At 60.2% G+C, this 24,802-nt stretch carries 27 protein-coding genes, 1 tRNA gene and 1 other annotated feature; of the genes, 13 read left to right on the forward strand and 15 right to left on the reverse strand.

All coding sequences use genetic code 11. The features are described 5' to 3' along the window. Window positions 1-27 precede the first annotated feature (27 nt). A complete protein-coding gene (locus C9E81_RS15420; RefSeq protein WP_279432720.1) occupies window positions 28-783 on the reverse strand; it encodes a F0F1 ATP synthase subunit A in 756 nt (251 codons plus the stop codon). Window positions 784-785: 2 nt separating this feature from the next. Beyond that, window positions 786-1,136: an AtpZ/AtpI family protein gene (locus C9E81_RS15425; RefSeq protein WP_122113254.1), complete on the reverse strand. Its 351-nt coding sequence runs from the start codon at window positions 1,134-1,136 to the stop codon at window positions 786-788. A gap of 220 nt (window positions 1,137-1,356) precedes the next feature. Here C9E81_RS15425 and C9E81_RS15430 point away from each other — a divergent pair, with 220 nt between their 5' ends. The 3 genes from C9E81_RS15430 to C9E81_RS15440 all read left to right on the forward strand — a co-directional run bounded on the left by C9E81_RS15430 (window position 1,357) and on the right by C9E81_RS15440 (window position 3,612). Then, window positions 1,357-1,710, forward strand: a complete 354-nt coding sequence (locus C9E81_RS15430; protein ID WP_122113255.1) for an ArsR/SmtB family transcription factor — start codon at window positions 1,357-1,359, stop codon at window positions 1,708-1,710. Between the two features lie 100 nt (window positions 1,711-1,810). Further along, window positions 1,811-2,692, forward strand: a complete 882-nt coding sequence (locus C9E81_RS15435; protein ID WP_122113256.1) for a PfkB family carbohydrate kinase — start codon at window positions 1,811-1,813, stop codon at window positions 2,690-2,692. After that, window positions 2,689-3,612 carry a pseudouridine-5'-phosphate glycosidase gene (locus C9E81_RS15440; RefSeq protein WP_122113257.1) on the forward strand — a complete coding sequence of 308 codons (924 nt, stop codon included), beginning with the start codon at window positions 2,689-2,691 and terminating at the stop codon, window positions 3,610-3,612. Before C9E81_RS15435 ends, C9E81_RS15440 begins: the two co-directional genes overlap by 4 nt. Here C9E81_RS15440 and C9E81_RS23550 read toward each other — a convergent pair. Further along, a complete protein-coding gene (locus C9E81_RS23550; RefSeq protein WP_122113258.1) occupies window positions 3,589-5,475 on the reverse strand; it encodes a Hint domain-containing protein in 1,887 nt (628 codons plus the stop codon). The genes C9E81_RS15440 and C9E81_RS23550 overlap by 24 nt on opposite strands. A 255-nt stretch (window positions 5,476-5,730) precedes the next feature. Here C9E81_RS23550 and C9E81_RS15450 point away from each other — a divergent pair, with 255 nt between their 5' ends. Next, on the forward strand, window positions 5,731-6,429 hold the full coding sequence (locus C9E81_RS15450; protein ID WP_122113259.1) for a DUF502 domain-containing protein: 699 nt from the start codon (window positions 5,731-5,733) through the stop codon (window positions 6,427-6,429). A 118-nt stretch (window positions 6,430-6,547) separates the two neighbouring features. Here C9E81_RS15450 and C9E81_RS15455 read toward each other — a convergent pair whose 3' ends face one another. Further along, a complete protein-coding gene (locus C9E81_RS15455; protein ID WP_122113260.1) occupies window positions 6,548-7,297 on the reverse strand; it encodes a DsbA family protein in 750 nt (249 codons plus the stop codon). A 153-nt stretch (window positions 7,298-7,450) separates the two neighbouring features. Between C9E81_RS15455 and C9E81_RS15460 the strand changes: the two genes are divergently transcribed. From C9E81_RS15460 to C9E81_RS15485, 5 genes are all read left to right on the forward strand, one after another. Then, entirely contained in the window at window positions 7,451-8,584 is a 1,134-nt protein-coding gene (locus tag C9E81_RS15460; RefSeq protein ID WP_122113261.1) for a pyridoxal phosphate-dependent aminotransferase, read from the forward strand. After that, window positions 8,581-9,798, forward strand: a complete 1,218-nt coding sequence (locus C9E81_RS15465) for an N-acetylmuramoyl-L-alanine amidase (RefSeq protein ID WP_122113262.1) — start codon at window positions 8,581-8,583, stop codon at window positions 9,796-9,798. Before C9E81_RS15460 ends, C9E81_RS15465 begins: the two co-directional genes overlap by 4 nt. 72 nt (window positions 9,799-9,870) lie before the next feature. Next, a complete protein-coding gene (locus tag C9E81_RS15470) occupies window positions 9,871-12,417 on the forward strand; it encodes a penicillin-binding protein 1A (protein WP_122113263.1) in 2,547 nt (848 codons plus the stop codon). A 576-nt stretch (window positions 12,418-12,993) separates the two neighbouring features. Then, window positions 12,994-13,083: transfer RNA gene (locus tag C9E81_RS15480), tRNA-Ser, on the forward strand. 119 nt (window positions 13,084-13,202) lie between these two features. Next, window positions 13,203-14,480: a tyrosine-type recombinase/integrase gene (locus tag C9E81_RS15485; RefSeq protein ID WP_243698684.1), complete on the forward strand. Its 1,278-nt coding sequence runs from the start codon at window positions 13,203-13,205 to the stop codon at window positions 14,478-14,480. On the opposite strand, the gene C9E81_RS15490 is transcribed toward C9E81_RS15485, so the two are convergent. Then, window positions 14,462-14,665, reverse strand: coding sequence for a hypothetical protein (locus tag C9E81_RS15490; protein ID WP_122113266.1), 204 nt, complete (start codon window positions 14,663-14,665; stop codon window positions 14,462-14,464). The genes C9E81_RS15485 and C9E81_RS15490 overlap by 19 nt on opposite strands. On the opposite strand from C9E81_RS15490, the gene C9E81_RS15495 reads away from it, so the two are divergent. Further along, a complete protein-coding gene (locus C9E81_RS15495) occupies window positions 14,657-14,971 on the forward strand; it encodes a hypothetical protein (RefSeq protein WP_122113267.1) in 315 nt (104 codons plus the stop codon). The two genes, C9E81_RS15490 and C9E81_RS15495, sit on opposite strands and share 9 nt — an antisense overlap. Window positions 14,972-15,139: 168 nt before the next feature. Here C9E81_RS15495 and C9E81_RS22940 read toward each other — a convergent pair whose 3' ends face one another. The 6 genes from C9E81_RS22940 to C9E81_RS15520 form a co-directional block, all read right to left on the reverse strand. Continuing rightward, window positions 15,140-15,310: a hypothetical protein gene (locus tag C9E81_RS22940; RefSeq protein ID WP_208021209.1), complete on the reverse strand. Its 171-nt coding sequence runs from the start codon at window positions 15,308-15,310 to the stop codon at window positions 15,140-15,142. Beyond that, the gene (locus C9E81_RS15500) at window positions 15,307-15,705 is read right to left on the reverse strand and encodes an XRE family transcriptional regulator (RefSeq protein WP_122113268.1); all 399 of its coding nucleotides are present in this window, start codon (window positions 15,703-15,705) and stop codon (window positions 15,307-15,309) included. The genes C9E81_RS22940 and C9E81_RS15500 overlap by 4 nt, the downstream gene beginning before the upstream one ends. A gap of 442 nt (window positions 15,706-16,147) precedes the next feature. Continuing rightward, complete coding sequence (locus C9E81_RS15505; protein ID WP_122113269.1) at window positions 16,148-16,615, reverse strand: DUF2269 family protein; 468 nt, start codon at window positions 16,613-16,615, stop codon at window positions 16,148-16,150. Next, the gene (locus C9E81_RS15510; RefSeq protein WP_122113270.1) at window positions 16,612-17,913 is read right to left on the reverse strand and encodes an SDR family oxidoreductase; all 1,302 of its coding nucleotides are present in this window, start codon (window positions 17,911-17,913) and stop codon (window positions 16,612-16,614) included. The genes C9E81_RS15505 and C9E81_RS15510 overlap by 4 nt, the downstream gene beginning before the upstream one ends. Window positions 17,914-18,193: 280 nt before the next feature. Further along, window positions 18,194-18,592 (reverse strand): hypothetical protein, encoded by a 399-nt coding sequence (locus tag C9E81_RS15515; protein ID WP_147457606.1) that lies wholly within the window; start codon window positions 18,590-18,592, stop codon window positions 18,194-18,196. A 198-nt stretch (window positions 18,593-18,790) separates the two neighbouring features. Beyond that, window positions 18,791-19,291 carry a GFA family protein gene (locus tag C9E81_RS15520; RefSeq protein ID WP_122113272.1) on the reverse strand — a complete coding sequence of 167 codons (501 nt, stop codon included), beginning with the start codon at window positions 19,289-19,291 and terminating at the stop codon, window positions 18,791-18,793. A 146-nt stretch (window positions 19,292-19,437) separates the two neighbouring features. Between C9E81_RS15520 and C9E81_RS15525 the strand changes: the two genes are divergently transcribed. Continuing rightward, complete coding sequence (locus C9E81_RS15525) at window positions 19,438-20,217, forward strand: ATP-grasp domain-containing protein (protein ID WP_122113273.1); 780 nt, start codon at window positions 19,438-19,440, stop codon at window positions 20,215-20,217. 325 nt (window positions 20,218-20,542) lie between these two features. Here C9E81_RS15525 and C9E81_RS22705 read toward each other — a convergent pair whose 3' ends face one another. Then, a complete protein-coding gene (locus C9E81_RS22705; RefSeq protein WP_147457607.1) occupies window positions 20,543-20,758 on the reverse strand; it encodes a hypothetical protein in 216 nt (71 codons plus the stop codon). A gap of 36 nt (window positions 20,759-20,794) precedes the next feature. Here C9E81_RS22705 and C9E81_RS15535 point away from each other — a divergent pair, with 36 nt between their 5' ends. Continuing rightward, window positions 20,795-21,952, forward strand: a complete 1,158-nt coding sequence (locus tag C9E81_RS15535) for a serine hydrolase domain-containing protein (RefSeq protein ID WP_122113275.1) — start codon at window positions 20,795-20,797, stop codon at window positions 21,950-21,952. Window positions 21,953-22,134: 182 nt separating this feature from the next. Here the strand turns inward: C9E81_RS15535 and C9E81_RS15540 are convergent, their stop codons facing one another. From C9E81_RS15540 to C9E81_RS15550, 3 genes are all read right to left on the reverse strand, one after another. Beyond that, window positions 22,135-23,439, reverse strand: coding sequence for a HipA domain-containing protein (locus C9E81_RS15540; RefSeq protein WP_166461939.1), 1,305 nt, complete (start codon window positions 23,437-23,439; stop codon window positions 22,135-22,137). Between the two features lie 2 nt (window positions 23,440-23,441). Beyond that, complete coding sequence (locus C9E81_RS15545) at window positions 23,442-23,666, reverse strand: helix-turn-helix domain-containing protein (RefSeq protein ID WP_122113277.1); 225 nt, start codon at window positions 23,664-23,666, stop codon at window positions 23,442-23,444. 239 nt (window positions 23,667-23,905) lie between these two features. After that, window positions 23,906-24,139 (reverse strand): hypothetical protein, encoded by a 234-nt coding sequence (locus tag C9E81_RS15550; RefSeq protein ID WP_147457608.1) that lies wholly within the window; start codon window positions 24,137-24,139, stop codon window positions 23,906-23,908. 292 nt (window positions 24,140-24,431) lie between these two features. Between C9E81_RS15550 and C9E81_RS15555 the strand changes: the two genes are divergently transcribed. Further along, entirely contained in the window at window positions 24,432-24,707 is a 276-nt protein-coding gene (locus tag C9E81_RS15555) for a hypothetical protein (RefSeq protein WP_122113279.1), read from the forward strand. Then, window positions 24,662-24,759, forward strand: a sequence feature (AL1L pseudoknot). Its footprint overlaps the gene before it by 46 nt. The last annotated feature ends 43 nt before the right edge of the window (window positions 24,760-24,802 follow it).

Below are 24,802 nucleotides of genomic sequence, written 5' to 3' on the forward strand. Positions count from 1 at the left end.
AGTGAATGAGGATTGAAGAACCTGGCCCTAGTGCTGCGGATGCAGCGCGTCCTTCAGATAGACGCAGGTCAGGATGGTAAAGACATAGGCCTGGATGAAGGCGACCAGCACCTCGAGGCCATACATGGCGGTCACGGCGAGGATCGACACCGGCGAGATGACGGCGATGGCGGCAAAGCCCGCGAAGACCTTCATCACGGCGTGGCCCGCCATCATGTTGCCGGCAAGACGAATGGAATGGCTGACCGGGCGGACGAAATAGCTGATCACCTCGATCACCGCGAGGATGGGCCGCAGCACCAGCGGCGCCGAAGTCACCCAGAACAGGCCGAGGAAATGCGTGCCGTTCTTGACGAAACCAAGCACGGTGACGCTGACGAAGACGGCCAGCGCCAGCACGCCGGTCACGGCGATATGCGAAGTGACGGTGAATGCCTTGGGCAGCAGGCCCAGCATGTTCGAGAACACGATGAACATGAACAGCGTCATGATATAGGGGAAATATTTCAGCCCGTCCTTGCCGGTCACGTCCTCGACCATCTTGTAGGTCATGCCATAGGCCAACTCGGCGACGGATTGCACACGGCTCGGCACGATGGCGCGCCCGCGGGTGCCGGCCACCAGAAGCGCGATGATCGCGGCGGCGACGATGAACAGCCACAAAGTCACGTTGGTCGGCGTGTACCAATGCACCTCGCCGGTCCCGAACAGGGGTTTCACAAGGAACTGGTCCATCGGATGGAACGACAGGCCGGTTTCTTCACCATGTGCATCGGATGCCACGATCAATCCCTCTTTTCCCTGTCCGGCGCTGTCCCGCCGGGCTTTGTGCCAAGCTCGGACGCGGTGCGCATCATCGTCTTGATGCCGGCCGCGAAGCCGAGAAATACGAACAGGATCATCAGGAACGGCGTCGTGCCGAACAGATAATCCAGACCAAAACCGATCCCGAAGCCGAGCCCGAGGCCCGCAACGAGTTCGATCACCATACGCCAGGCAACATGCGCCTGATCATAGGCCGCCTTCGGCCTTTCGGCCTCGGGTTTTGGGGTCATGCGGGACAGCCGCTCCTCCAGATCGCGCAGCCGGTCGGTATCCTTCCCCCGATCCGCGCCGTTCTGGGGCCCTTCGGCCATCTGTCACGCCCCCGTTATCACTCGAGCCGGTGTCTAGGGTGGATCGGCGCCCGAGTCAAGCAACGCAGCTGATTTCATATATATCTGTTTTGTATGGTTTTTTATTCCATGGCGAATTTCGCGAACAGCTTGCAATCCGATACGGCGGCAGACATTATTCAACCGCCAAGTTGAGCATTCCGCGCCATCCGCCCATTCCATCACCAAGGAACCACCCCCAATGCCCGCCCCCTCACCCGACCGGCTGGACCAGATCTTCGCCGCCCTCGCCGATCCGACGCGGCGGAAGGTGCTGTCGATGCTGCTGGAGGACGACATGGCGGTCAGCGACGTGGCGGCACCCTTTGAAATGAGCCTTGCGGCGATCTCGAAACATCTTGCGGCACTTGCGGCGGCAGGGCTGATCCGGCAGGAACGGCGGGGCCGGATCAACTGGTGCATGCTGGACCCCGAGGGAATGCGTGCGGCATCGGTCTGGATGCAGGGTTTCGGACAGTTCGACCCGGTGGACCTGGATGAATTCGAACGGTTCCTGGATGCGCAGATGCGCGAATGGGGCGAGGATCAGGCATGATGTTGCTGCGTTATCCGGTGATGGCCGGTGCCAGGCCGGGGCGCTGCCCCGGACCCCGAGGTATTTGCGCAAAGAAGAAGCCGCATTGGCCGGGAACCGCATGAGTCTTCGCCCGGATATTCTGTGCATCGGTGCGATGCTGTGGGACGTGATCGGGCGGTCGTCCCGGCGGATGGCCTCTGGTGCCGATGTGCCCGGGCGGATCCGGCATCTGCCGGGGGGCGTGGCGCTAAATGTCGCCATCGCGCTGGCGCGGTGGCAATTGCGGCCCGCCGTGCTGTCGGCGGTGGGGCGCGATCCCGAGGGCGAGGCGCTGCTGGCCGAGGCCGAACGGCTTGGCGTGCTGACCGGATGGCTGACCCGCGATGCGGGGCCGCCCACCGATTGCTATATGGGGATAGAGGACAGCCAGGGGCTGATCGCCGCCATCGCCGATGTCCACGGGCTGGAACAGGCGGGCGAGGCGATCCTTGCGCCGCTCTCCGGGGAACTCGCGCAATGGGCCGGACCGGTGGTGCTGGACGGCAACCTGACCGAGGATCTTCTGGCCGCGATCGCGCATTTTCCCCGCCTGACCGGGGCAGACCTTCGCGTTGTGCCCGCCAGTCCCGGCAAGGCCGAACGCCTGAAGCCGTTGATCGCTGCCCGGCGCGGATGTTTCTATCTTAACCGGCTGGAGGCCGAGATTCTCGCGGGCCGGACCTGTCCCGACGCCGCTTCTGCCGCAGAGGCCGTGGTGGCGCGGGGTGCGGCCCGGGTTCTGGTCACCGACGGTCCCCACCCCGCCGCCGACGCGGTGGCAGGCGGCGCGACCCTGACCGCGGCTCCGCCATCGGTGAATATCGCGCGGGTCACCGGGGCGGGCGACTGTTTCCTGGCCGCGCATCTGGCAGCCGAATTGAACCACCGGCCGCGCGAGGCGGCTCTGCGGCAGGCGGTGGAGGCCGCCGCCGCCCATGTTTCGGGAAAGGACGTTCCATGAAAGACGCACCGCTGACATTTTCGCCCGAGGTCTCGGCCGCATTGGCCGACGGCCGCCCGGTTGTGGCGCTGGAATCGACGATCATCACCCATGGCATGCCCTATCCGCAGAATCTGGAAATGGCGCGCGAGGTCGAAAGCGTGATCCGCGATGCGGGCGCCACCCCTGCCACGATCGCGGTGATGGGCGGGCAGATCCATATCGGCCTGACCGATCCAGCGCTGGAGGCGCTGGCGCAGACCCCGCCCGGGCAGGCGATGAAGCTGTCGCGTGCCGACCTGGCCGTTTGCCTGGCCACGGGCCGCACCGGCGCGACCACGGTCGCGGCAACCATGATTTGCGCCCATCTGGCGGGCATCCGGGTTTTTGCCACTGGCGGCATCGGCGGGGTCCATCGCGGTGCCGAAAGCAGCTTTGACATTTCCGCCGATCTGCATGAACTGGCCCAGACCCCGGTGACCGTGGTCGCGGCGGGCGCCAAGGCGATCCTCGATCTGCCCAAGACCTGGGAGGTGCTGGAGACGCTCGGCGTGCCGGTCATCGCCTATGGGCAGGACGAGCTGCCCGCCTTCTGGTCGCGTGGCTCGGGCATTCCGGCGCCGCTGCGCATGGACAGCCCCGCGGATATCGCAGCGAGCGCTGCGATGCGGGCCCGGCTTGGATTGAGGGGCGGGCAGCTTGTCGCCAACCCGATCCCGGCAGAGGCGGAGATCCCCCGCCACGAGATCATGCCGGTGATCGAGCGGGCGTTGTCCGAGGCCGAGGCGCAGCGGATCGCGGCAAAGTCGGTCACACCCTTCCTGCTACAGCGGATTTTCGAGTTGACCGGCGGACGATCGCTGCAATCGAATATCGCACTGGTGCTGAACAATGCACGGCTGGCTGCCGGAATAGCCTCAGAGATGAGCGGGAGCTCTTGAACGGGCCTGCAGCGGCCTGCCGTTCCTGATATGCCGCTCGACCAGCCGGCGAGCCTTGTGCCCGTCGACCAGGCTGGCGGCGGGTGCCTCTTCGATCAGATGCGAGAATATCGCGGCATATTCCGCAATGAGAGCCTTGGGCAGCAGGCGCATGGCCAGCGGCCCGGGGAAAAAGCTTTCGCTCCAGCAGCCATCGGCCTCGATGATCTCATGGGTGTCGAAGATCAGGTGGATATAGGTTACAGACGCCTCGGGGCGTGGTTGCGTCACCCCCGGCAAGCCCAGCAGCGCCTTGGCGGAAACGAGCGCGACCGATCCGGTCATCCTGCCGGCGATCCTGCTGTCGATCAGGACGCGGTGCTGCGGCGACACGCAGATGTCCCGCCGTGGCACGCCTTTTCCCAAGGCTCCGGCGGAAATGCGCACCGGCCAGATATTGCCGTGGGCCTGCAATTGGCCCTGCTCCAGTGTCTTGCTGTGAACGGCGCGCAATTCACGGAACGCCCCGCCATAGGTCAGCACCCTGTCACCCGGCTGCAGCGCTTCTATCCCGGTCTCGCCCTTGGATGTCCGGATCAGCGTGCCTGCGGTGAAACAGGCCACGTCCACGTTAAGATTATCCGTCGTCAAATCCGCCCTGGTCGTGTTCAGCACCCGCAGGAAGCCATCACCCGAACCACCCGACAAGTCGATCAGGATGGAGCCGTCATCCATTTCGGTCGTCGCGGCCCGGACATCCTCCAGCGTCTCGAAATAGGAGTTCAGGTCGATGACATCGCCGCCGGCGGCCTCGAAATCGCTGATCTGCGCCGTGCCACCGCCTCCGAAACCGCTGCCTGCGAACCAGTCGGCCCCTTCCCCACCGGCAAGCGTATCGTCACCGCTGCCGCCATCGATGTAATCCGTGCCCGTTCCGCCATCGATACTGTCGCCCCCATCGCCGCCGAAGATGCTGTCATCGCCGCCCGCGCCCAACAAGGTATCCGCGTTCACCCCGCCATAGATATTCTCGTGAAAGAACTGCCCCTGGACGGTGGTCAGCGTGGATCCGGCCGTTTGCGCGGAAAGCAGCGTCATGCGCGCGAAATCATCCGCCGTTCGGGCGGCATCGCCACCCAGGCCTTCGATGGCAGCGGCGAGATCGGCATAATGCGGCGAGAACGATGTCGATTCGACCCAGGTTTCATGCGTCGGTGTGCCCGGAGCGCCTGATTCGACACCGCGGGCAGTGGTGCCGATCAGATAGGTCTCTGCCGTGCCGTCACCATCCGCGTCGTAATCCAGGTAGTTTCCGCCACCGCTCATCCCGTCAACGATCTCGGCATCATCGATGCGGAAATAGCCGCCGACATCGCCATTCACGTCCTGTTCGGTATAGGAAGACAGCGTTCCGGTCGTCTGATGCAGCGTTCCCGCCTCTCCGTTCAGCGAGTTCGCCGCACTCGGGTAACCGGTGATGGTAACAGTACCCGACAGGTCATCAGGGTTATTGGCGATCAGCAGCGGAATGGCCGGCCCGTCATAATACTCACCGGTGCTGGCAAGGCGGTCGCCGACATGCATGCTCATGTCGAAGCCCGCTTTCACGAAATCCGGGTTGCCGTCGAGATCGGTATCGTCGCGATAGGAATCCCACGGCTCGCCGCCCCCGGGCATGGTATAGTCCAGTTCGGTCGTGCCGTGGCTTTCTGCCTCTCCGGCAAGGCCGCGCTGCGGAATCGCCGTGCCGCCGCCGCCCGGGGCCGGATCGTGATTGGCGCTGAAATATATGCCGCCGCCGATATGCATGCCCGAGAATTTGACATCCACCGAGGTCAGGTGTTCGATTTCGGTGGAATCGGGGTCGACTATTTCAAGAACCATGGCCTTCCTGCGCTACTATTGACCGTCAACAACGGATGGACGGGGGAAATGGCCCCGATCAACATTCCGTTACCATCTCTTAGCATGGGTGGACTGCACAGTCTGCCAAAATCATCGGCCATTCAGGGATTTGACAGCATATGGTCCAGCTGGGGCCGGTGGTCGCCCGAACCTGTCATGATGGTTTTCAAAAATACGCTCAGCGCATCTTTACCCTCTTGACCGGAACGCGAACTGCACTGTTCTCTGCATTCCATGTCAAGACCCGAGCCCATACCGCTGCAACTGCCTCCGCGCAAACCGGGGCTGTTGGCGATGCTGCGCTCCAATTTCCTCGCGGGACTGGTGGTTGTGGCGCCAATCGGTATCACCGTCTGGCTCATCTGGACGCTGACCGGCTGGATGGATAGCTGGGTGCTGCCGATGATCCCGGCGCGCTGGCGGCCCGAGAATTACATCGGCATCAACCTGCGCGGCGTCGGCGTGGTGGTCTTCCTGATGTTCACGGTGCTGATCGGCTGGCTGGCCAAGGGCTGGCTGGGCCGTTCGCTGCTGCGGACGGGCGAACAAATCGTGTCGCGGATGCCGATCGTGCGTTCGATCTATGGCGGGCTCAAGCAGATCGCCGAAACCATCCTGTCGCAGAGCGAGGCACGTTTTGACCGCACCTGCCTGATCGAATATCCCCGCAAGGGATTATGGGGGGTGGGTTTTGTCGCGGGACCCGCGAAGGGGGAAATCCTCCGGCACACCTCCGAAGACCTGATCGCGGTCTTTGTGCCGACCACCCCGAACCCGACATCGGGTTTCCTGATCTATACCCCTGCCAGCGAGGTGACCTTCCTCGACATGTCGGTCGAGGACGCCGCCAAGCTGGTGATATCGGCGGGGCTGGTCTATCCGCCGGCAAGACCTCGCCCTGCCGATGACACGGAAGCCTCCGAATCCGAATAGACTGACCGAACGAACAAGGGGCCGCCCCTATTCCGGGCCAGCCCCTTCTTCTTTATGCAAATATCCCCGCCGGAGGCATCCGGCATCGCGGGCGCGCCAAGGCCCGGGACGACGCGAATCAGCCCTTTTCGGCCATCTTCGCACGCAGCCCCTCGACCGTGGCGGTCAGTCCTTCGGCGGGCACGCCCCGCAAAAGTTCGTCGCCAATCACGAAGGTCGGAGTGCCCATGATCGCCATCCGCTCTGCCAGTTGATGGTTCTCGCGCAGCACGTCGCTGACCTCGTCGGTATTCATCCGGTTCACGGCTTCGTCGGCATCGACCCCGATCTTCTCCGCGATCTTTCTCAATGCCTCGATCGTTGCCGGGCTGCGCAGGGCGATCAACTCGTCATGGGCTTTCATATAGGCCTCGTCCCCGGCGATCTGCTTGACGGCCACGGCGAATCGGGACGAAGCCTCACTATCCTGCCCGAGGATCGGAAATTCCTTCAGGATCAGCTTGATATTGCCATCATCCTCGACAATTTTCTTGACCTCGTCATTGAACCGGCGGCAGACGCCGCAGCGATAATCGATGAATTCGACCATGGTCAGGTCGCCATCGGGATTGCCGCCCACCCATGAATGCCCGTCCTCGAAAATCGCCTCGCGGTTGGCCGCGACCAGTTGCTGATCGTTTTCCACCGACTCGGCGGCGCGGCGCTCCTCCAGCACGTTGATCGATTCGACCAGCACCTCGGGATTGGCCATAAGGTATTCGCGCACCGCCTCGCCAAAGGCGGCCTTTTCCTCTTCGGACATCGCATTGATATCGAATGCCATGACCGGGGTCGCGGTCAGCAGCAGCACGGCGATCAGTCGTTTCATCGGGAACCTCTGGACATAATTCCGGCGCAACTTGGCCTCTGGGCGCGGCAATGGCAAGAAATGCCGCAACACGGCTCTGTGAAGCCGCCAAAAGGCTAGAGCCCAACGGCGCGCCGCGTTAAGAAGGCGCAAAACGAATATTGAGGCCCGAGCATGCGTCAATCCGCCCGCGGACAGGTTGATCCGTTCATCGTCATGGATGTGATGGCCGCCGCCGCGCGGGCCGAGGCCGATGGCCGGCACATCATCCATATGGAGGTCGGCCAGCCCGGCACCCCTGCCCCCGCAGGCGCGCGCAAGGCACTGGCGTCAGTGCTGGAACAGCCGCTCGGCTATACCGTCGCCCTCGGATTGCCCGAATTGCGGCGGGGAATCGCGGATCTGTATCACCGCTGGTATGGGGTCGATCTCGACCCGGCCCGCGTGGTGGTGACCCCGGGCAGCAGCGGGGCGTTCATCCTTGCCTTCTCGGCGCTGTTCGATGCCGGGGACCGGGTGGCAATGGGATATCCCGGCTATCCAAGCTATCGCCAGATCCTGCGCGCCATGTCGCTGGAGCCTGTTGGGATCGAGACCCGGCCCGAGGACCGCTATCAGCCCCGACCCGGCGCGCTGCCCGATGCGGAGGGACTGATCCTCGCCTCGCCCGGCAACCCTTCGGGAACGGTGCTGCGGCCGGACGAGATGCGGGCCCTGACGCAGGCCGCGGCGGCAAAGGGCATGGCGGTGATCTCGGACGAGATTTACCACGGTCTCAGCTATGGCGACCGCTGCCATTCCGCGCTCGAGGTCAGTGATGAGGTTTTTGTCGTAAACTCCTTCAGCAAGTATTTTTCCATGACCGGATGGCGGATCGGCTGGATGATCGTGCCCGAAACGCATCTGCGCACGGTCGAGCGGCTGGCACAGAACCTGTTCATCTGCCCCCCGCATGCCAGCCAGGTAGCGGCGCTGGCCGCGTTGGATTGCGAGGACGAGGCGCGGGCTAATCTGGCCGTTTACCGGGAAAATCGCCGCCTGATGCTGGAAGGGTTGCCGAAAGCCGGCTTTACCCGGATCGCCCCGCCGGAAGGGGCGTTCTATATCTATGCTGACGTGTCGGATTTTACCGATAATTCGCTGGCTTTCGCGACGGAAATTCTTGATCGTGCCGGGGTGGCGGTTACGCCGGGGCTGGATTTCGATCCGGATCGGGGCGCGCGCAGCCTGCGGTTTTCCTATGCCCGTGCGACCGCCGATATTGTCGAGGGGTTGCGGCGCTTGACGGAATTCATGGCGGCGCGATGAAACTTGCCCTGCTCAGATGGCTGGTGCTGTGCCTTGCATTGCTGATGCCCCCGCCGGTCCTCGGGCAAGAGGCCGCCCGTCTGGATATCGGCGCGTCTTCGCTGGTCCTCGAGGAAAACGGCTGGTGGCGCGAGCCGTCGATGGAACTGACCCTGACGCTCAGCCGGGCGGTTCCCTACCGGGCGGTCGTGGTCGGCGATCCGCTTCGCCTGATCGTCGACATGAAGGGCGCCGATCTGAGCGGCCTGCGACCCGAGGATCTTTTCGGCCATGATTCGGTTCCGGCCGTCCGGTGGGGTGCGTTCCGGCGCGGATGGTCGCGTGTCGTGATCGAGCTGCCCGGCCCCTATGCCATCGCAAGCGCCGGGCAGCAGACCAGCTCTCCGCAGGCGGTTATCCGGGTCGCGCTGGAGCCGGTCGACGAGGACGAGTTCACTCCGCTGCCCAGTGCAACCGCCGCGCTTCGCAACCTGCCCCCACCCGCCGATCTGCCCGATGCCGCGCCACCGCCCGACGGGTTGACCGTGGTGCTCGATCCGGGACATGGCGGCTTTGACCCCGGAGCGCAGGCGGGCGGGGAGACCGAGGCCGATGTCGTCCTGGGCTTTGCCAAGGAACTGCGCAGCGCGCTGGAAGCGCAGGGGATCAAGGTCGGAATGACGCGCGAGGAGGACCGCTTTGTCGGGCTCGAAGAGCGGATGACAACGGCAAGGAACGCAAGGGCCGATTTGTTCCTGTCGCTGCATGCCGATGCATTGCCCAAGGGACAGGCGGCGGGGGCGACGGTCTATGTATGGAACCCCAATGCGAATGACCGCGCGGCAGAACAGCTGGCCATGCGCCACGATCGCGACGACCTGCTGTCGGGGATCGACCTGAAGGGCAAGGATGACAAGCTGGCTGCGGTGATGATGGATTTCGCCCGCACCGACACGCAGCCAAGATCCGAGAATTTCGCCCGTTTCCTGATCTCGCGCATGGCTTTGCAGGACATCGGACTGCATGACCGTCCGGTGCAGGGTGCTGCATTCTCGGTGCTGAAATCGCCCGATATCCCCTCGGCCCTGCTGGAGCTGGGCTTCATCACCGATGCGCGCGACCGTGCCAACCTGACGGATCCCCTGTGGCGCAAGCGCATGGTGCGCATCCTTGTCGAGGCAATCACGGGCTGGGCCCGGGACGAGCGCGCAAGGCAGGCAAATTTGCGCGACTGAATAACCGACTGTTGTTTTGACGCGACCTCACGCTCCCGTTATAGACTGGGACAAACATGGGAAAGGCCCTCCGTGCTGCGCAGCATACTTTCATTTTTCGGCGCGATATTCTCCTGGGTCGTGACCGCCTGTTTCTTTATCGCGCTGACCCTCGGCGGGGTATTCTGGATGTATTCGCGCGACCTGCCCAGCCATGAGCAACTGGCGCGCTACACGCCAAAGACGATCAGCCGCATCTATTCAAGCGAAGGCCGCCTGATCGACGAATTCGCCGAGGAACGCCGGATTTTCGTGCCAATCGAGGAAATTCCCGATCTGCTGAAACAGGCATTCATCAGCGCCGAGGACAAGCATTTCTACGACCATCCGGGCTATGACATCTGGGGCATCGGCGGCGCGGTCTGGCAGGCGATCCGCAGCGGCGGAGAGAATGTGCGCGGGGCCTCGACCATTACGCAGCAGGTGATGAAGAACTTCCTGCTGTCCAGCGACCGCAGCGTGGAGCGCAAGGTCAAGGAGCTGGTGCTCGCCGTGCGGCTTGAGCACTCCCTGAGCAAGGATCAGATCCTCGAACTGTATCTGAACGAGATTTACCTCGGCCAGAACAGCTACGGGGTGGCCGCCGCTGCACAGACATTCTTCAACAAGTCGCTTACCGAACTGGCCCCGCACGAGGCCGCGATGCTGGCGGCGATGCCGCAGGCGCCAAGCCGCTACCATCCTGTCCGCGCCAAGGAGCGGGTGACCGAACGGCGCAATTACGTGCTGCGGGAGATGTGGCAGAACGGCTATATCGACGAGGCCACCTACGAGGCCGAGGCGAAACTGCCGCTCAAATCCGTGCAGAACGGTGATTATCCTTCCTTCCGCGAGCAGATGCCCTCGCGCGATTATTTCACCGACGAGATCCGGCGTCAGCTCAGCCTCGAGTTCGGGCATGACGAATTCTTCGGCGGCGGCCTGACCATCCGCGCCACCATCGACCCGGAAATGCAGGAGCAGGCCGCCGATGCGCTGCGCGACGCATTGGAGGAATACGATCGCGGGCTTGGCGTCTGGAACGGCACCGGCGAAACCATCCCGCCCGGGAAGCTGACCGACGAGGCCTCCTGGCGCGGGGCGCTTTGGGATCTGCAAGCAGTGCCGCGCGACATTCCCGGCTGGTATCCTGCTGTGGTGCTGGAACTGGGCGATCAGGATGCCCGTATCGGCATCGAGGGCATCGAGGAGGATGCCGATGGCCACTGGATCCCGGCCCAGGACGTGCAATGGGCACGCAAGCGGCTGTCGGATGGCAACCTTGCGGACCGGGCTCAGGTCGCAAGCGATCTGCTCGAAATCGGCGACGTGGTTCTGGTGCGCGCCATGACCGATGACAGCGATGGCAGCTTCATCCGCTGGACATTGCGGCAGGTTCCACGGATCCAGGGCGGTTTCATGGCGATGGACGTCAATACCGGCCGCGTCATCGCCATGCAGGGCGGATTCTCTTACCAATCCTCGGTCTTCAACCGGGCCACGCAGGCGCAGCGGCAGCCGGGCTCCAGCTTCAAGCCTTTCGTCTATGCCGCCGCGCTGGACAATAACTATACCCCCGCGACCATCGTCGTGGACGAACCCATCCGCGTGAACACTCCCGCCGGCCTGTGGGAGCCAAAGAACTCCAGCGGGCGCCATTACGGCCCGTCTCCGCTGCGAACCGGGATCGAACAGTCGCGCAACCTGATGACGATCCGCATCGCCCGGGATATCGGTATGGAGATCGTCGCCAGCTACGCCGAGAAATTCGGCGTCTATGACGATCTCAAGCCCTTCCTGGCGAATTCGCTCGGCGCGCAGGAAACGACGCTGTTCAAGATGGTCGCCGCCTATGCCATGTTCGCCAATGGCGGCGAGCGGGTGGAACCCACGCTGGTGGACCGCGTGCAGGATCGGCGCGGGCGAACCATCTATCGCCATGACCGGCGGGTTTGCGAAACCTGCGGAATGCAGGCCCTGCCCGCCGGGCAGGCCCCGGTTATCGAAAGCAATCGCGAGCGCGTCATGGACGCCGTCACCGCCTATCAATTGACCTCGATGCTCGAAGGCGTGGTCAAGCGCGGATCGGGAAAGGGCGTGAACCTGCCCGTTCCGATCGCCGGCAAGACCGGCACCACGAATGACGCCAAGGATGTCTGGTTCATCGGCTTTTCCAGCAATATCGTGGCTGGCTGCTATCTTGGCTATGACCAGCCGCGCAGCCTGGGCTCGCATGCCTATGGCGGGACATTATGCGTGCCGGTCTTCAACGCATTCATGCGCAAGGCGGTCGAGGAGTTCGGCGGCACCGAGTTCAAGGTCCCTCCCGGCGGCTACTGGGTCAAGATCGACCGCATTACCGGCCAGCGCCTGCCTGACGACGCCACGGGCCCCAATGTCATCGCCGAATATTTCCGCGACGGCACCGATCCGGACTGGCTGTCGCCCTATGTCGTGGCTGGTTTCGGCGAAGAGAATGTAGTCCTGCCCTGGCAGGCTGGCTCGAACGGGGGAACCGCGGTCACCACCTCGACAGGGGAACGCAAGGTCATTCCGAAGAAGGCCGATTTCGGAACAATGTCCTCGGGCGGGCTGTATTGAGCGGAACTGCGGGTGGCTGGCATTGAATCTGCCGGGCCTGGCACTTTCAATAATCCGGGATAGTTCCAGCCGCCCGCAACCGGCCATTTGCATGCCTGATCCGTGAAACGATTACCGGAAAGCGCCAGCAGCTTGCGTGCCGTTCCACCTGATTCACCCGCGTGAAGTAGCTGCGGCCCGTCACGGATTCTGCTCGCGCAGGCTCTGGGCCGAAGCGACCGTGAAATGAGCAGGAAGTGCCGCGATAGCCGATATGAAGTGACCGTTTCAGGCTGCCTTCGACAAGCAACCGGCGAATGACGGCGGCTCCAAGTTCGACGAGGCAGCGCATGGGTGCGGATGCAGGATACGAATGATTTCCGGCCGACACCGTCTGCAGGTGAAAGCAGGTCGGGTGGCGGCTAGCGGAAGAAAAGAGAGCCAACTGCACGGATCACGCGCGGGAGGCCTATGCGGGTTCGCGCAAAGCCGCGTAAAACCCAAGAAAGCGCGGGGAAAGCCGCATATCTGGTAAAGTGCCGCCAAACGAAAAGAATGCCCTTGTTTCCCCGGAATTTGATCCATATACGGATCGGCGGAGACGTGGCCGAGTGGTCGAAGGCGCTCCCCTGCTAAGGGAGTAGGCGGGAAACCGTCTCGAGGGTTCGAATCCCTTCGTCTCCGCCATTTTCATTAATTTGCGACAAGAAATACCCAGCACTTGCTGGGATTTCGAAGTCTTTGGGGCGTCGGGTTCATTTTTTGCTCTACAAAATGCATTACAGGCCTATCTCGGTGAGGGGCAATTGGCGATCAAGGCACGCGGCAAGAAAGGTGGGCTTTCGCTCTACAAGCGAGTGCCCAAGCGGTATGAATCTGTCGAACCCCGGAAATTTGTTTGGGTCTCCCTGCACACTGATAGTCAGATGGTAGCAGAACAGAAATCCGCTACTGCCTGGGCGCAGATGATCGAGGGATGGGAGGCCAAACTTGCGGGTGATACCCTGGACGCGGAACAGCGTTTCCAGGCCGCAAAGGATTTAGCGGATGTGCGTGGTTTCCGATACCTGCCCATCAGCAAGGTCGCGGAACTTCCAGTCGAGGAGCTCCTGCGACGCATCGAAGCGATACGGGGAGACAAGACTGGCGAACCGGACATGCGAGAGGCAGCGAGCCTCATGGGCACCGTCAAGGAGCCACAGATCACCGTTTCGAAGGCCCTGCAGCTCTATTGGGAACTGGCGCGCGAAAAGACCCTGGGAAAATCTGGTGATCAACTGCGGCGTTGGCGCAATCCGCGGAAAAAGGCGGTGACCAACTTCGTCAATGTGATCGGGGACAAGGCAATATCTGACATCACCGCCGACGACATGCTGGATTTCCGGAATTGGTGGTTGGATCGAATCGAAGCGGATGAGGTCGGGGCTAACAGCGCGAACAAGGATTTGACCCATCTCAGCGATGTGCTGAAGACAGTCATCAGAATGAAGCGGCTTGGGATCGCCTTGTCGTTTGACGGGCTCAGCTTCAAGGAGGGGGACGCCCGTCAGCGCCCACCATTTTCCAACGACTGGATCAAGGAAAAGCTGCTTGCCGAGCATGCCCTGGACGGGCTGAACGATCAGGCCCGCGGCATACTTCTCGTTATGGTGAATACCGGAGCGCGCCCCAGTGAAATCGCCAACCTGACTGCTGATCAAATTCGGCTGGACAGCAACGTCCCCCACATCGCCATCGCTCCGGAAGGACGGCAATTGAAGAGCAAGTATGCTCGCCGGATAATTCCATTATGCGGTGTCAGCCTCGAAGCCATGCGCGCCCATCCCGAGGGCTTTCCGAGATATCGTGACAAGCCGGGCCTTTCGGCGACGGTGAACAAATTCCTCCGCGAGAACGGTCTCCTCGAGACTCCGGAACATAGCCTCTACGGATTGCGGCATTCGTTCGAGGACCGCATGCTTGCCGCCGGGGTCGATGACAGGATTAGGCGTGACCTGTTCGGGCATCGCCTTGACCGGGAACGCTATGGCAACGGTGCATCTCTCGAACATGCCCAGTCCATCGTTCAGGCAATTTCCTTCTGAGCGCGAGCAATTGATTTCGCGCGTGCAATGACTGCGTTTCGATTGTCGAATATGGCCAGTTCCTCTTCCAGCCGGGTGAAAACCGGCAGGTAATCTGGATCGGTATCAACCATTTTGGCCGCCTTGTGATAAGCTTTCTGCAGGCGATCCAGGGTGACTGCCGAGGGTGCGGAAACGTGCTTCATATTCAGTTTATACGCACGGCCCGGAATATCGTCGCATGGGACAACGAATTTTTTCGCACCTGGGATTCTTTGGCTGTTGCAGCTTTGCCGCCGGTGGAATCAGGAAACCTCCGGCCGTTCATACCCCAGCACGGAAAGATTCGGTTCGCCGGAATTGAGCTCTCGATCGCCATGGACATGGTCTCCTTTCTGACTGGTTGCGCTGCCGCCCAGACCAAAAAGGTGCTGAACACCGATTCTATAGGCGATGAGATCGAGATTGTCGCACGGAGAATTTCAGAATTTTTCTCAATTTATATCAGTTAGATAGAAGCATTCTGGAGCAGAAATCTCGACTGTCGGCGCTATCACATGGCATCCCGGCCTCTTTCGCCATCAGGTTTTCGAATCCCTGCACTTATAAGTGGGAGGCAGAATCGAGGAATGGGTGCCTTTCCGTGAATCCCTTGACGACAAAGGCACCCCAATCATCAATCAGCAGCACTGATCCAGCATCGCTCTCAGTTGGCGGATGTGCTCCGGGCTGGGTGCGGGGTCATGACCAGCCGAAATCACCCTGATGAATTCGATCCAGGCGCGCTCGTTCGGTGACAGGCTCTCCCAGTTACCTGCCGGTGCGGACGGCATGATCATGTCGCTGCTCATTTACCGAAGATCACCCTGAGAGCGATCCGCGACCGGGTGGTTAACCTTGGATCGGAGTGGCTGGAGGCGTCCCGGATCTCGTCGATCCAGGCAGATTCATTCGCTGTCACGCCGTGCCCGAAGGTCTCAGCAATCGCATTCGTCGCCATCTGGCCAACAGATTGCTCAAGGGCAAATAGCATCAGCCGCTTGAGATCGGCTTCGAGAGCCTTGGCGAGTGCAGGCACCCGATCGATCGGGATCTTGTTGTGACCACGCTTCAGGTTGTTGAGCATCGTGGCATTCTGAAAACCCGCCTCCTGACCGATTTGCCGTTGCGTCTTCTTTGGCTTCAGTTCCAGTATGCGCCTGGAGAGAAATGCAGCTGCAGCGCTGTCTTCGTAGGGAAGTGTCACGTCTTGACCTCTTGATATGCGAATGATGGTCAAGCTTTGCCACAGGCAGAGAATCTTGGCGCCTGGGAGTTCACCGAAGCCCTAGGAAAAACGTGCCGAGGTCACGGGGATGCCTCGGGACTCCGGCATGGAATTTCACCGGACCCTCCACTGTCACTCGCTCGTTCAGGATTGATGTGCTTCCGGCGTTCGTTCCGGAAGCAGAAGCATTTATGGACCCAGGGCAACTGCCCGACTGCCTGAATGCGCCTCTGTCCAAGTCTCTGCGCGGACAGTCATGCGCCCAGAAAGGCGGCAGTGAAGCGTTCATGGACCTCCAGGCTGGGCATTTCAGCAGTGCGGGTCAATTTGCGCGAAGCGCCGCTAATGTGCCATAGATCGTTGAGAAATGCGATTTCCGGCGTTTGTTCAGACCGTCAAAGCAAACATTTGTTAGTTCCGGTTACAGCGATGGCTTTGTCAGCATCAGCCATATGATCGCCAGAACCGCGATGAAGGCAGGAAAGCCGAAGGCAAACCACCAACGGTAAAGGCGGTGGTAATCCTCCGGCAGTGGCGCGCCGGAATCGCGCGCGGCAATCGCAAGGTTGCGCATTCTGATCTGCATCCAGACGACCGGCAGCCAGAACGCACCGACAATGACATAAAGTGCCAGCGACCAAGCGACCCAGCCACTGAAAACGGGCCAGCCGACCTGTCGCGCAAGCAGATAGCCGGTGATTGGCTGCACCATGACCGCGGTGGCGGTGAAAACGGTATCGGCAATCACCACGACCCCCGCGACATGCGCAATCAGCCTCGGATCATGGCTCCGATTGGACATCACCATGAAAAAGGCGATGCCGGCACCGGTGCCAAGCAGAACCGTCGCACCGATGACATGAAGAAATCGGAGAATTTCGTAGCTCATCGTTCCTCCATCAATAGCCAGACCATTGCGGCTAGCGCCATACCGGGAAAGACCTTGACCATGGGGCCCAGAGGATCGGCCCAGAGATCCGGTGCGAAGGTGACGCTGCCGATCAGATAGGCGGCAGACAGGCACAGCATTCCAAGTGCGGCGGGTCTGGTCCACCTGCGCCACAGGATCGCGAGGCCGAGGAAAAGATCGGCGATGGCACCGCCGATCACCGCCAATTCCGCCAGCCAGGCCGGAACGGCGCGACTGGTCAGAACCAGCACGGCCTGTGCCGGATTGAACAATGTGATGAGACCCGACAGGCACCAGAACAGAGCCAGCGTCGCGATGGCGATCGGCAGGACGAGATAGGCGCGCGCGAACAGCCGTTCCTGCCGGGTCGCGGGCAGCAGCGACAGGGTGCTCTCCAGCGGGCGGCAGGGACAGCCATCGGCCTTGTCCCAAGGACCGGGATCTCCGCGAATCCCATCCCGAAGCGCCGTCAGTGCCGTGGTTCGAAGCGGCGAACGCCATCCGAGATGGCCCAGCAGGTCGGCACCTCTGCCCATAGCCGACATGAATATGGCCGGGACAACCGGGTGGAAGACCGGTGCGGGCCAGCCCTGCCAGTGCCGTATCGCCTCGACCAGAGCCGGAAAGGCATGAGCGTCGGGTTCCGTGAGATCCGCGATCAGCCCAGAGGGCACCTCGCCCCGGGCGGTCGCGACGACGGCCGTGGCGACATCGCCGACATAAACCGTCTGGACCTGTGCCTCGGGCAGGATCCGGGGTGCGGTCAGCGGCAGGGCCGCTGCTGCCCGCAACAGGGCCGTCCCGCCATAGGCCTCGTGCGACAACACGAGGGTCGGCCGCAGAATGACCCAATCGGTTGCATGGGCGGAAATGATGGCGTCGCCCCGTGCCTTGGTGCGGAAGAAGGCGGTCGGGGCTTCCTTCGACACGCCCGCGGCAGAGATCTGCACGATCCGCAGCGACAACCCGGCGGCGGCTTCGACAAGGCGTGAAACAGCGTTTACATGGATGGCAACCAGATCGTCCCGTGCGCCATCCTGAAGCGCCCCGGATGCGTTCACGACCACATCGGTATCCGCAAGAAGCCTTCGCCACTCTTCGACCGTGAGATCCGGGATGTCACGGATCAGCCAGTCGGCGGACGGTGCGGCTTTCATAGCAGCCGATTCCGATCTCCCGATTCCGGTGACATGGAACCCGGCATCCGCCAGGGCCCGCATGCAGGCTGAGCCGATCAGCCCATATCCACCCAGAACAACAGCTTTCCGCACGCCCATTCGTCCTTTTTTTCTCCTCAAGGCGATATCCGACGCGAAGCTCAAAGACTACCGTTTCTATCCCTATTACCACGTTGAAATATGAAGCATCTATGGGAATGCGCAGTGCAGGTGACACTTGAATACGGTCCGCTATCTGCCAGGATCGGCCCCGAGCAGACGGTCGCAGGTCCGACTTTTCCCTGTGCAGTATTTCCAGAAGCCGTCGATCGTGCGTAGCGCAGAAAATTGACCGCTGAACGTCCAGGTTGAGGGACGAAGCAGACATACGCTTGTCAGGTCAGATGGATGCCATACCTTCCTGCCTTAGCCGTTTCACCCCAAGGAATCCAAGGGCAGCAACAGTAAGGATGTTCAGTTGAGCGGTTGTCGTTGGGCTGAGAATGAAAATGTCACAACGGGTCAAGAAATCTGCATTCAGGATCGCGATAGCGGAAGTCACCAACAGAAATCCAGCAGTGGGAAGTGATACCAAGACCCAAGCTGACCATGACGCCTTTGGGATGACCAGTTCAATGATGAGTGCGACAACCAGAGCTCCGTGCAAAATCTTCATGAGCATTCCAATCTCAAGTAACTTCTCGGGAGCAAGAATCTGACCGCACTCGTCTGTGGCCATCACCATCATCAGAGCAGATGAGCTTGCCTGAAATGGGACCAGCAATAGCCATCCACTCATGAGGACCATCATGCCCCATAGGAGATATCGTCTTATTATCACCATGCTTCATCTCCGAAACAGGATCGAAAGCCAATTAGCGTAGCAGGTCGACCGTCCGCAATGGGCTCGATCGGTCATCCCCAGTCCGATTGCCGAATGACCTGCTCAGCAAAGGATTCCCAACGCGGCTCGCGGCATATGGGGGCGGCCTGATGCTCAGTCATCGTGCCCGTTCACTGTCCACGAGGTGGTATCGTGATCGGGATGCTGGTTGTTGCTCTTCTTGATCGCCGCCGCCCAGTCGGCTCCGTTGTCTTCCGTTGCACCGGTATTTTCCAAGCCCGTGATCGTATCGAACCATGCCACCATGTTTTCGGTGCAGGTATTGGCGAGCGGCGGGAAGGCGTGCGGGTCGTCAAGCGAACCGATCATCAGGTTGGTGCGGCCGCTTTCGATCTGGTGGAAGAATAATGGCGTGCCGCAACTGGCGCAGAAGCCACGCTCGACAAGTTCCGAACTCTTCCAGACGCTCGGCTTGCCGCGTGTCCAGGTGAGTGCCTCATCGGGCGCGGCGACGAGCGCGGCAAAAATGTTGCCCGAGGCTTTCTGGCACATGCGGCAATGGCAGAGATGCGAATTGTCGAGCATTGCGCTTGCGTGATAGCGTACGGCACCACATTGGCAGCCGCCGCTCACCTCTGTCTCGATGCGTTTCATTTCTTCCTCCTTCAAGAGGCGGGATTGGGCTTTTCACGCCGACCGTGACGTAAGCGATTTACCACTCCTGCCAAAAGAACGACATCACGGGAGTTAACCCCGAAGCGCTTCAAACAAGCGGCTCTGCCAAGGGAAAGCCAAGTGAAATGCAATGGATTCTCCAGGAATTCGAAGACACGCAGAAACTTGCGAACGCACTGGACCGGCTCGGCATTTCCTATTCATGGCACAAGGTCGTTCCCTTCATCGGCGAACTGGTTCCCGCGCCTGAAATGCAAGATCCGTTGGCTGTCGTGTTGTTTGGCTCCTATACGCTCTGGCGGTATGCCGAGGCCAAGGGTCTCGAACCAGGTGTTTTTCGAATCCGCCCATTCGTGCACGAGACTCCGTGGCAGCCCTATATGCTCAATGGTCAGAATGCAGATTTTCTCAGGATCCGTGAAATCTATGCCAAGCTACCTGACAATGATCGCCATTGGTTCATCCGTCCGGTCGCGGACAGCAAGGAGCTGGCGGGAAGCGTCAAGACCGCTGCGGAAATCCGCGAGACAGCCCGTAAGGTCATGTCGCTTGACTCAACCGAGATACCGAATGGCTCATTGCGCCCTGACACGTTGATGATGCTGACGCCGCCTGCCCGGATCCGTAAGGAATGGCGCGTCTGGATCGTGAAGGGAGAAGTGGTCACCTACTCGCTCTACAAGGAGGGAACACGGGTGGCATATCGCCACGAGATCGACGACGACGCCCATGAGTTTGCCCGATCTCTGGTTCGATTGAACGATAGTTACTCACCGGCTTATGTCATGGATATTTGCCGGACTGATGACGGGCTGCGCCTGCTGGAGACGAACTGTATAAACGCCGCCGGATTCTACGCGGCAGATTTGGTCAAGCTTGCCGCGACGATCGATAATATGGCTTGACGATCACAGATTCCGCGATGCGTTCTGAGAAATGACAAGACGAATTCTAACATATGTTGCAGCATTCTTAGTGGGTTCGGCAGTTTGGATCGCATTTGGCGTGGTGGAAGCGATAAACCCACTCCTTCCTTGGAAGTATCCATTTCTCATTTTGTTCACCGGGATCATTTTCCCAGGCGGAGCAACGCCCGGGATGCACTACTTGAACCATGTCGCCGAGACCTGGTTTCCGTTCGTTATCGCGTTTCTGGTCGCATCTTTCCTCACGGGTCGCAGGGCACGCTTTTTGGGGGCGCTCGTCATGTATGGTGCCTTTTTGATCTGGTCATGGGGAATGGTTCTTCTGGATGGGTTTGGTGTGGCCCTTGAGACGATCTTTGTCATTGGCGTGACCGGCACTTTTTGCGGCGGCTTGTGCTTCTTCTTGTGGCTGGTTGATCCAGGCGAGCTTCGTAGATCCCGAAAACGCCATTGACCGGCCCGAAACGGTCATCCGGCGGTTTGAAAACAGCAACTGGATTTCCAGGGCAGTCACCGCCATGATGCGCCCGTATCATTGTCGTCTACCGGAAGATTCATGTTTTACGAGAAACTCGTGCCCGCCCGGCTCTTTGGCCGACTATTTATGGCGTTTCTGGCATTACTGATTATCGCATGCCTGATACTATCATTGTTCGCTCCTCAGGTTTTTGTCCTTGCAAGGGAAGGATTTCCCGGAGCCTTATGGCCTGCCGTCGGTGATTATGCGCGCGTAGAGGGTGCAGAATCAGCGTTCGATCCCCCGCGCGGTGGTGATGCCCCCGCCGCGTCCCGGGCAAGTTTCGATCAGCAAGCCGGACGAGCCTTGCTGGTAGATAACGGCGAGCGCCTTCAAGTCGAGATCTACGCAGACGGTTTAGACCGGGACATCCGTCTCAATTCCTATTCCATGGTCAAGAGCCTGGTGGGAGCGCTCGTCCTGCGAGCGATCGCCGACGGAAAAATAGACAATCTCGATGACAAGATCGCCGTTTATCTTGGCTCCGATACGCCCGATGCGAGCATTCGTGAAGCCCTCACCATGACCAGTGGTCTGAAACTTGGAGCCCATCCGGAAAAACCGATGGAAGATGGTTCATTCTCTCCGTTCGGTGGGCTGGCCCAGCTGCACGCTTTCGGACTGAAAAAGGTGTTGCCGGAACTGCATGTTGATCCAGCACAAAGGGGAAATTTCAGCTACGAAAGCGTCAATACGGCTCTGCTTGGGCAAGTTCTTGAAACCGTTTATAGCGAACCGCTACCAGCACTGCTCTCTCGGTTCATCTGGAAACCGGCCGGTGCACAGACCGCGTATTGGCGAACCTATCCCGCCGGAGACGGCGTGAGTGCTTATTGCTGCCTTTATGCCAGGCCCCTTGACTGGCTGAAAATCGGTCGTTTTTTTCTCAATAACGGCACCACAGACCAAGCTTTCCTGCCGGAAGAGCTTTGGCGGGAGTTCCTGATGCCAGAACTGCCGGCACAAGATCGTCGCAGTGGAGCTTATGGTTTCCATATCCGGCACGATATTCTTGATCGTGAAGGGGAAGCCGCACAGGGACCTTTCGCATATTTCTTTGGTCATCAGGGGCAGCTTCTCTATTTGTTCCCGTCCGAAGACGCCGTCATTGTTCGGTTTGGCGAGCACGCACAACTGCTTCATACAACGCTGTATGAACTCTTCGATGGAACAGCCGGGAAGAGGATGTGGAATTGAAACTGCTCATTTTAGGCGGTTACGGTATTTTCGGCGATCGATCTATCGAAGCAGCGGTAAGTCTCATTACCTGACCCTCAGTAAAGCTCGCCTCATGAATACCTGCCCCGCCGGCTGGATCAAGGAAGGTTGGTTTCCACCCCATAAAACGCAACTGTCGGCCATGATCCAGGTCCTGACCGTCATGGGCGGTTGATAACAATAAGGTCTCCTTCAGGGACCGGAATATCCATGCCGAGCGCCACTGCTAGCCATTTTGCCTGTTCCGAGATGACATCGCCGATGCGTTTCCTTGCCGGCCCGAACATGTCGGAGATCTTGCCCACGGTCGCCCGAACGATCTCTTGCATCCGCTTACGCAGTGCAGGGGTGACACGCGGAAAACCGAGAGCGCCGATGAAACCGGTGAGGTTTTCCGCCGTGATCTCATCTGTCATCTGCGCCTTGCCGATATCGAAGGACAGCTGATGGAGCACCTGATCGTCGATGAGCACCGGCGCAATGTCATAGACCGGCGCAAGTAGCGGGCGCATCGAGTGATACAGCAAGGCATGGTTCTTGGCGTGATTGTCGGTGTTGCCAAGCAGAAGGTTGAGCAGCGTCACTTCCAGGAATGCTTGCCGTGCCCGGCCAGGGTTTTCTGTTTGCCCGAGCAAGCCGCCGATGGCTTCGGCGCTGAACCGATGTGCGCCTGCGCCATTGCGCTCATATTTCAGATGAGGGCCAAGGCCCAGAGCCTGCGCAAAATCTTCCTGGTGCACCCGACGGACGCTTGCACCTTCGATAATCCGGTCAAAGCGGGTTACCAGCAATCCGCGTAACGGCCCCTCGCCGAGAATGCTTGTGGGCGCGACAGGATGGCGCTGCAACTCGCCCATGAGCTCCATCAGCAGATGCTCCTGCTCGACCATGGTCATCTCGGTGATCCGCGGGATTTTCAGGATATGCGTGGTCGGCACGTTCAGGCCACGTTTCGGCAACGCGAAACGACCATCGGGCAATCGGGCGAGCGCGATCTTGCCCTGCACTCCGGCGAGAGGCGATGGATCGCGGGTATCATCCGGCACGCGCCGATGATCGCGCAGCGATATCATGATGCGCTTCAGCTCAGCCTCATCCAGAGGATCATAATCCTTCAGCAGGTCGCCTGGTGTTTTCGCCGGCCCGACCCCCATGGGCACGCGCGAGATTGCGCCGGGACAGTCTTCGCCCAGATGTTCCAGTAGCCCTACCACATCGGAGAAATCCAGGCCGTGGCGCTGCATGATCTGTTCACGCTGCATGTTCTCGAAGAGCAGGTTCGAGAAGAAGCTACGCGTGACCGGATCACCGAAGGGTTCTTCCTGTAACGGCAGGGACAGTGAGAGTGGATGTGGCAGTGCATCGGTGAGATATCGGAAAGATGTAGACCCATCGCCTTGCCTTGTCAGCCTCCCGACAGGATCAGGCAGCGCCTCCAGGAATACGTCGAGTTCCAGAACCGCCATGATCAGCGCTCCACTGTCAGGAGAATACCGAGATCCCGGCATATCTGCAGAACCAGGCCGATCCGTGCCGTTTCCTTGCCATTCTCGATCGCGCTCACGGTTGGGGTGGAAACACCGCTCTGCATGGCGACATCGGCCTGCAGGAGACCGAGCTCCTGCCGCCTTTCGCGAATCGCCCTGCCTAGATCGGCGGGCGTCTGAATTGTCGATGGGATGGCGTCGGGCATGGTTGTATCAATGATCGTGTATATTTAGGGAAAATATGGAGGCAAGCGCCATCAAAGTCAATGATCGTTGAAATCCATGGATATTTTAGCCTCTAACCCCTCCAGATAGCCGATCGTTGATATTCACCTATCCACGGGTATCGGAACACCATCTGGATAAGCGCAGGCGGCGCGCTACTGCGTCGCCGACCCTTGAGCTGTATCGATCAATCATGATCCAACAGCCCACTCGCTGCCCGTCACTCCTTCTTCACCTCTTTGAACAGAAAGCCCGATAGGTAAAAGCTGATCACAAGGCAGAACAGCCCGACCACGGAAAAGCTGATAACCTGCCATTTGGCTTCCCAGCCACGGAGATACCCTCCAAGGAATGCCCCGACCCACAGCATCAAACCGAGATTCCGGATAAAGCTCGACGAGCACTTGATGCGCTCGTTATATCCCGTGACCATATCAATTTCAGATCTTGGCATATCTACCTCATGTATTGCTGATATGATCAGCTTAGCGAAAGCATTTATCATGGTCGGATGGGATTAGCGCGACAGAGTCGGGAGTTGCGAAGCCCTAGGAAAAGCTCACCTACGTGATGGCGATGCAAGCGGTGCTCGGCAGGTTCCCGGCACCCGATCCTCCTTCTCGGCGGTTGATGAAGCTTGCGAGTTCCACGAGCAACGGCATTTCCACATATTACTTAGATGTAACTATGCGTATCATATTGAACCGCGCCGGGTTTGCCGGAGGTTCCGGCTCTTATTAAGTAGGATGGAGCATCATGAGCAAGACGACGAACAAGTATTCCCTGGAAATACGCGGGCGTGCGGTTCACAGGTTCTGGGCAATGCCGAGCGGCATGAGAGCCGGCGGGCGGCGATTCTGTTGGTCTCGGCAAAGATCGACTGTGCCCCGCAGACACTGATTGAGTGGGTCAAGAAGGCCGAGATGGCTCTCGGTGAGCAGGCCGGTGTCACGAACGAGATATTCCGCAAGGCCTCTGCATATTTTTCCCAGGCGGAGCTCGACCGCCGACCGAAGTCATGATCGCATTCATCGACGATCACCATGGAGAGCTCGGGGTGGACCCGCTCCCTCGCGCGCGCACCAGCATATGAGCACACTGCATCGATGCTGTGCCC

The sequence above is a fragment of the Paracoccus alkanivorans genome, from assembly GCF_003697785.1.
Lineage (GTDB): Bacteria > Pseudomonadota > Alphaproteobacteria > Rhodobacterales > Rhodobacteraceae > Paracoccus > Paracoccus alkanivorans.

Bases quoted from the DNA above. Each gene is read 5' to 3' on its own strand.
- C9E81_RS15490 (WP_122113266.1), bottom strand. From the start codon at position 14,665: ATGAAGCACGTTTCCGCACCCTCGGCAGTCACCCTGGATCGCCTGCAG.
- C9E81_RS15425 (WP_122113254.1), bottom strand. From the start codon at position 1,136: ATGGCCGAAGGGCCCCAGAACGGCGCGGATCGGGGGAAGGATACCGAC.
- C9E81_RS15520 (WP_122113272.1), bottom strand. From the start codon at position 19,291: ATGAAACGCATCGAGACAGAGGTGAGCGGCGGCTGCCAATGTGGTGCC.
- C9E81_RS15430 (WP_122113255.1), top strand. From the start codon at position 1,357: ATGCCCGCCCCCTCACCCGACCGGCTGGACCAGATCTTCGCCGCCCTC.
- C9E81_RS15535 (WP_122113275.1), top strand. From the start codon at position 20,795: ATGTTTTACGAGAAACTCGTGCCCGCCCGGCTCTTTGGCCGACTATTT.
- C9E81_RS15465 (WP_122113262.1), top strand. From the start codon at position 8,581: ATGAAACTTGCCCTGCTCAGATGGCTGGTGCTGTGCCTTGCATTGCTG.
- C9E81_RS15555 (WP_122113279.1), top strand. From the start codon at position 24,432: ATGGAGCATCATGAGCAAGACGACGAACAAGTATTCCCTGGAAATACG.
- C9E81_RS22705 (WP_147457607.1), bottom strand. From the start codon at position 20,758: ATGGCGGTGACTGCCCTGGAAATCCAGTTGCTGTTTTCAAACCGCCGG.
- C9E81_RS15440 (WP_122113257.1), top strand. From the start codon at position 2,689: ATGAAAGACGCACCGCTGACATTTTCGCCCGAGGTCTCGGCCGCATTG.
- C9E81_RS15505 (WP_122113269.1), bottom strand. From the start codon at position 16,615: ATGAGCTACGAAATTCTCCGATTTCTTCATGTCATCGGTGCGACGGTT.
- C9E81_RS15525 (WP_122113273.1), top strand. From the start codon at position 19,438: ATGCAATGGATTCTCCAGGAATTCGAAGACACGCAGAAACTTGCGAAC.
- C9E81_RS15435 (WP_122113256.1), top strand. From the start codon at position 1,811: ATGAGTCTTCGCCCGGATATTCTGTGCATCGGTGCGATGCTGTGGGAC.
- C9E81_RS22940 (WP_208021209.1), bottom strand. From the start codon at position 15,310: ATGAGCAGCGACATGATCATGCCGTCCGCACCGGCAGGTAACTGGGAG.
- C9E81_RS15510 (WP_122113270.1), bottom strand. From the start codon at position 17,913: ATGGGCGTGCGGAAAGCTGTTGTTCTGGGTGGATATGGGCTGATCGGC.
- C9E81_RS15455 (WP_122113260.1), bottom strand. From the start codon at position 7,297: ATGAAACGACTGATCGCCGTGCTGCTGCTGACCGCGACCCCGGTCATG.
- C9E81_RS15550 (WP_147457608.1), bottom strand. From the start codon at position 24,139: ATGCCAAGATCTGAAATTGATATGGTCACGGGATATAACGAGCGCATC.
- C9E81_RS15515 (WP_147457606.1), bottom strand. From the start codon at position 18,592: ATGAGTGGATGGCTATTGCTGGTCCCATTTCAGGCAAGCTCATCTGCT.
- C9E81_RS15540 (WP_166461939.1), bottom strand. From the start codon at position 23,439: ATGGCGGTTCTGGAACTCGACGTATTCCTGGAGGCGCTGCCTGATCCT.
- C9E81_RS15460 (WP_122113261.1), top strand. From the start codon at position 7,451: ATGCGTCAATCCGCCCGCGGACAGGTTGATCCGTTCATCGTCATGGAT.
- C9E81_RS15545 (WP_122113277.1), bottom strand. From the start codon at position 23,666: ATGCCCGACGCCATCCCATCGACAATTCAGACGCCCGCCGATCTAGGC.
- C9E81_RS15450 (WP_122113259.1), top strand. From the start codon at position 5,731: ATGTCAAGACCCGAGCCCATACCGCTGCAACTGCCTCCGCGCAAACCG.
- C9E81_RS23550 (WP_122113258.1), bottom strand. From the start codon at position 5,475: ATGGTTCTTGAAATAGTCGACCCCGATTCCACCGAAATCGAACACCTG.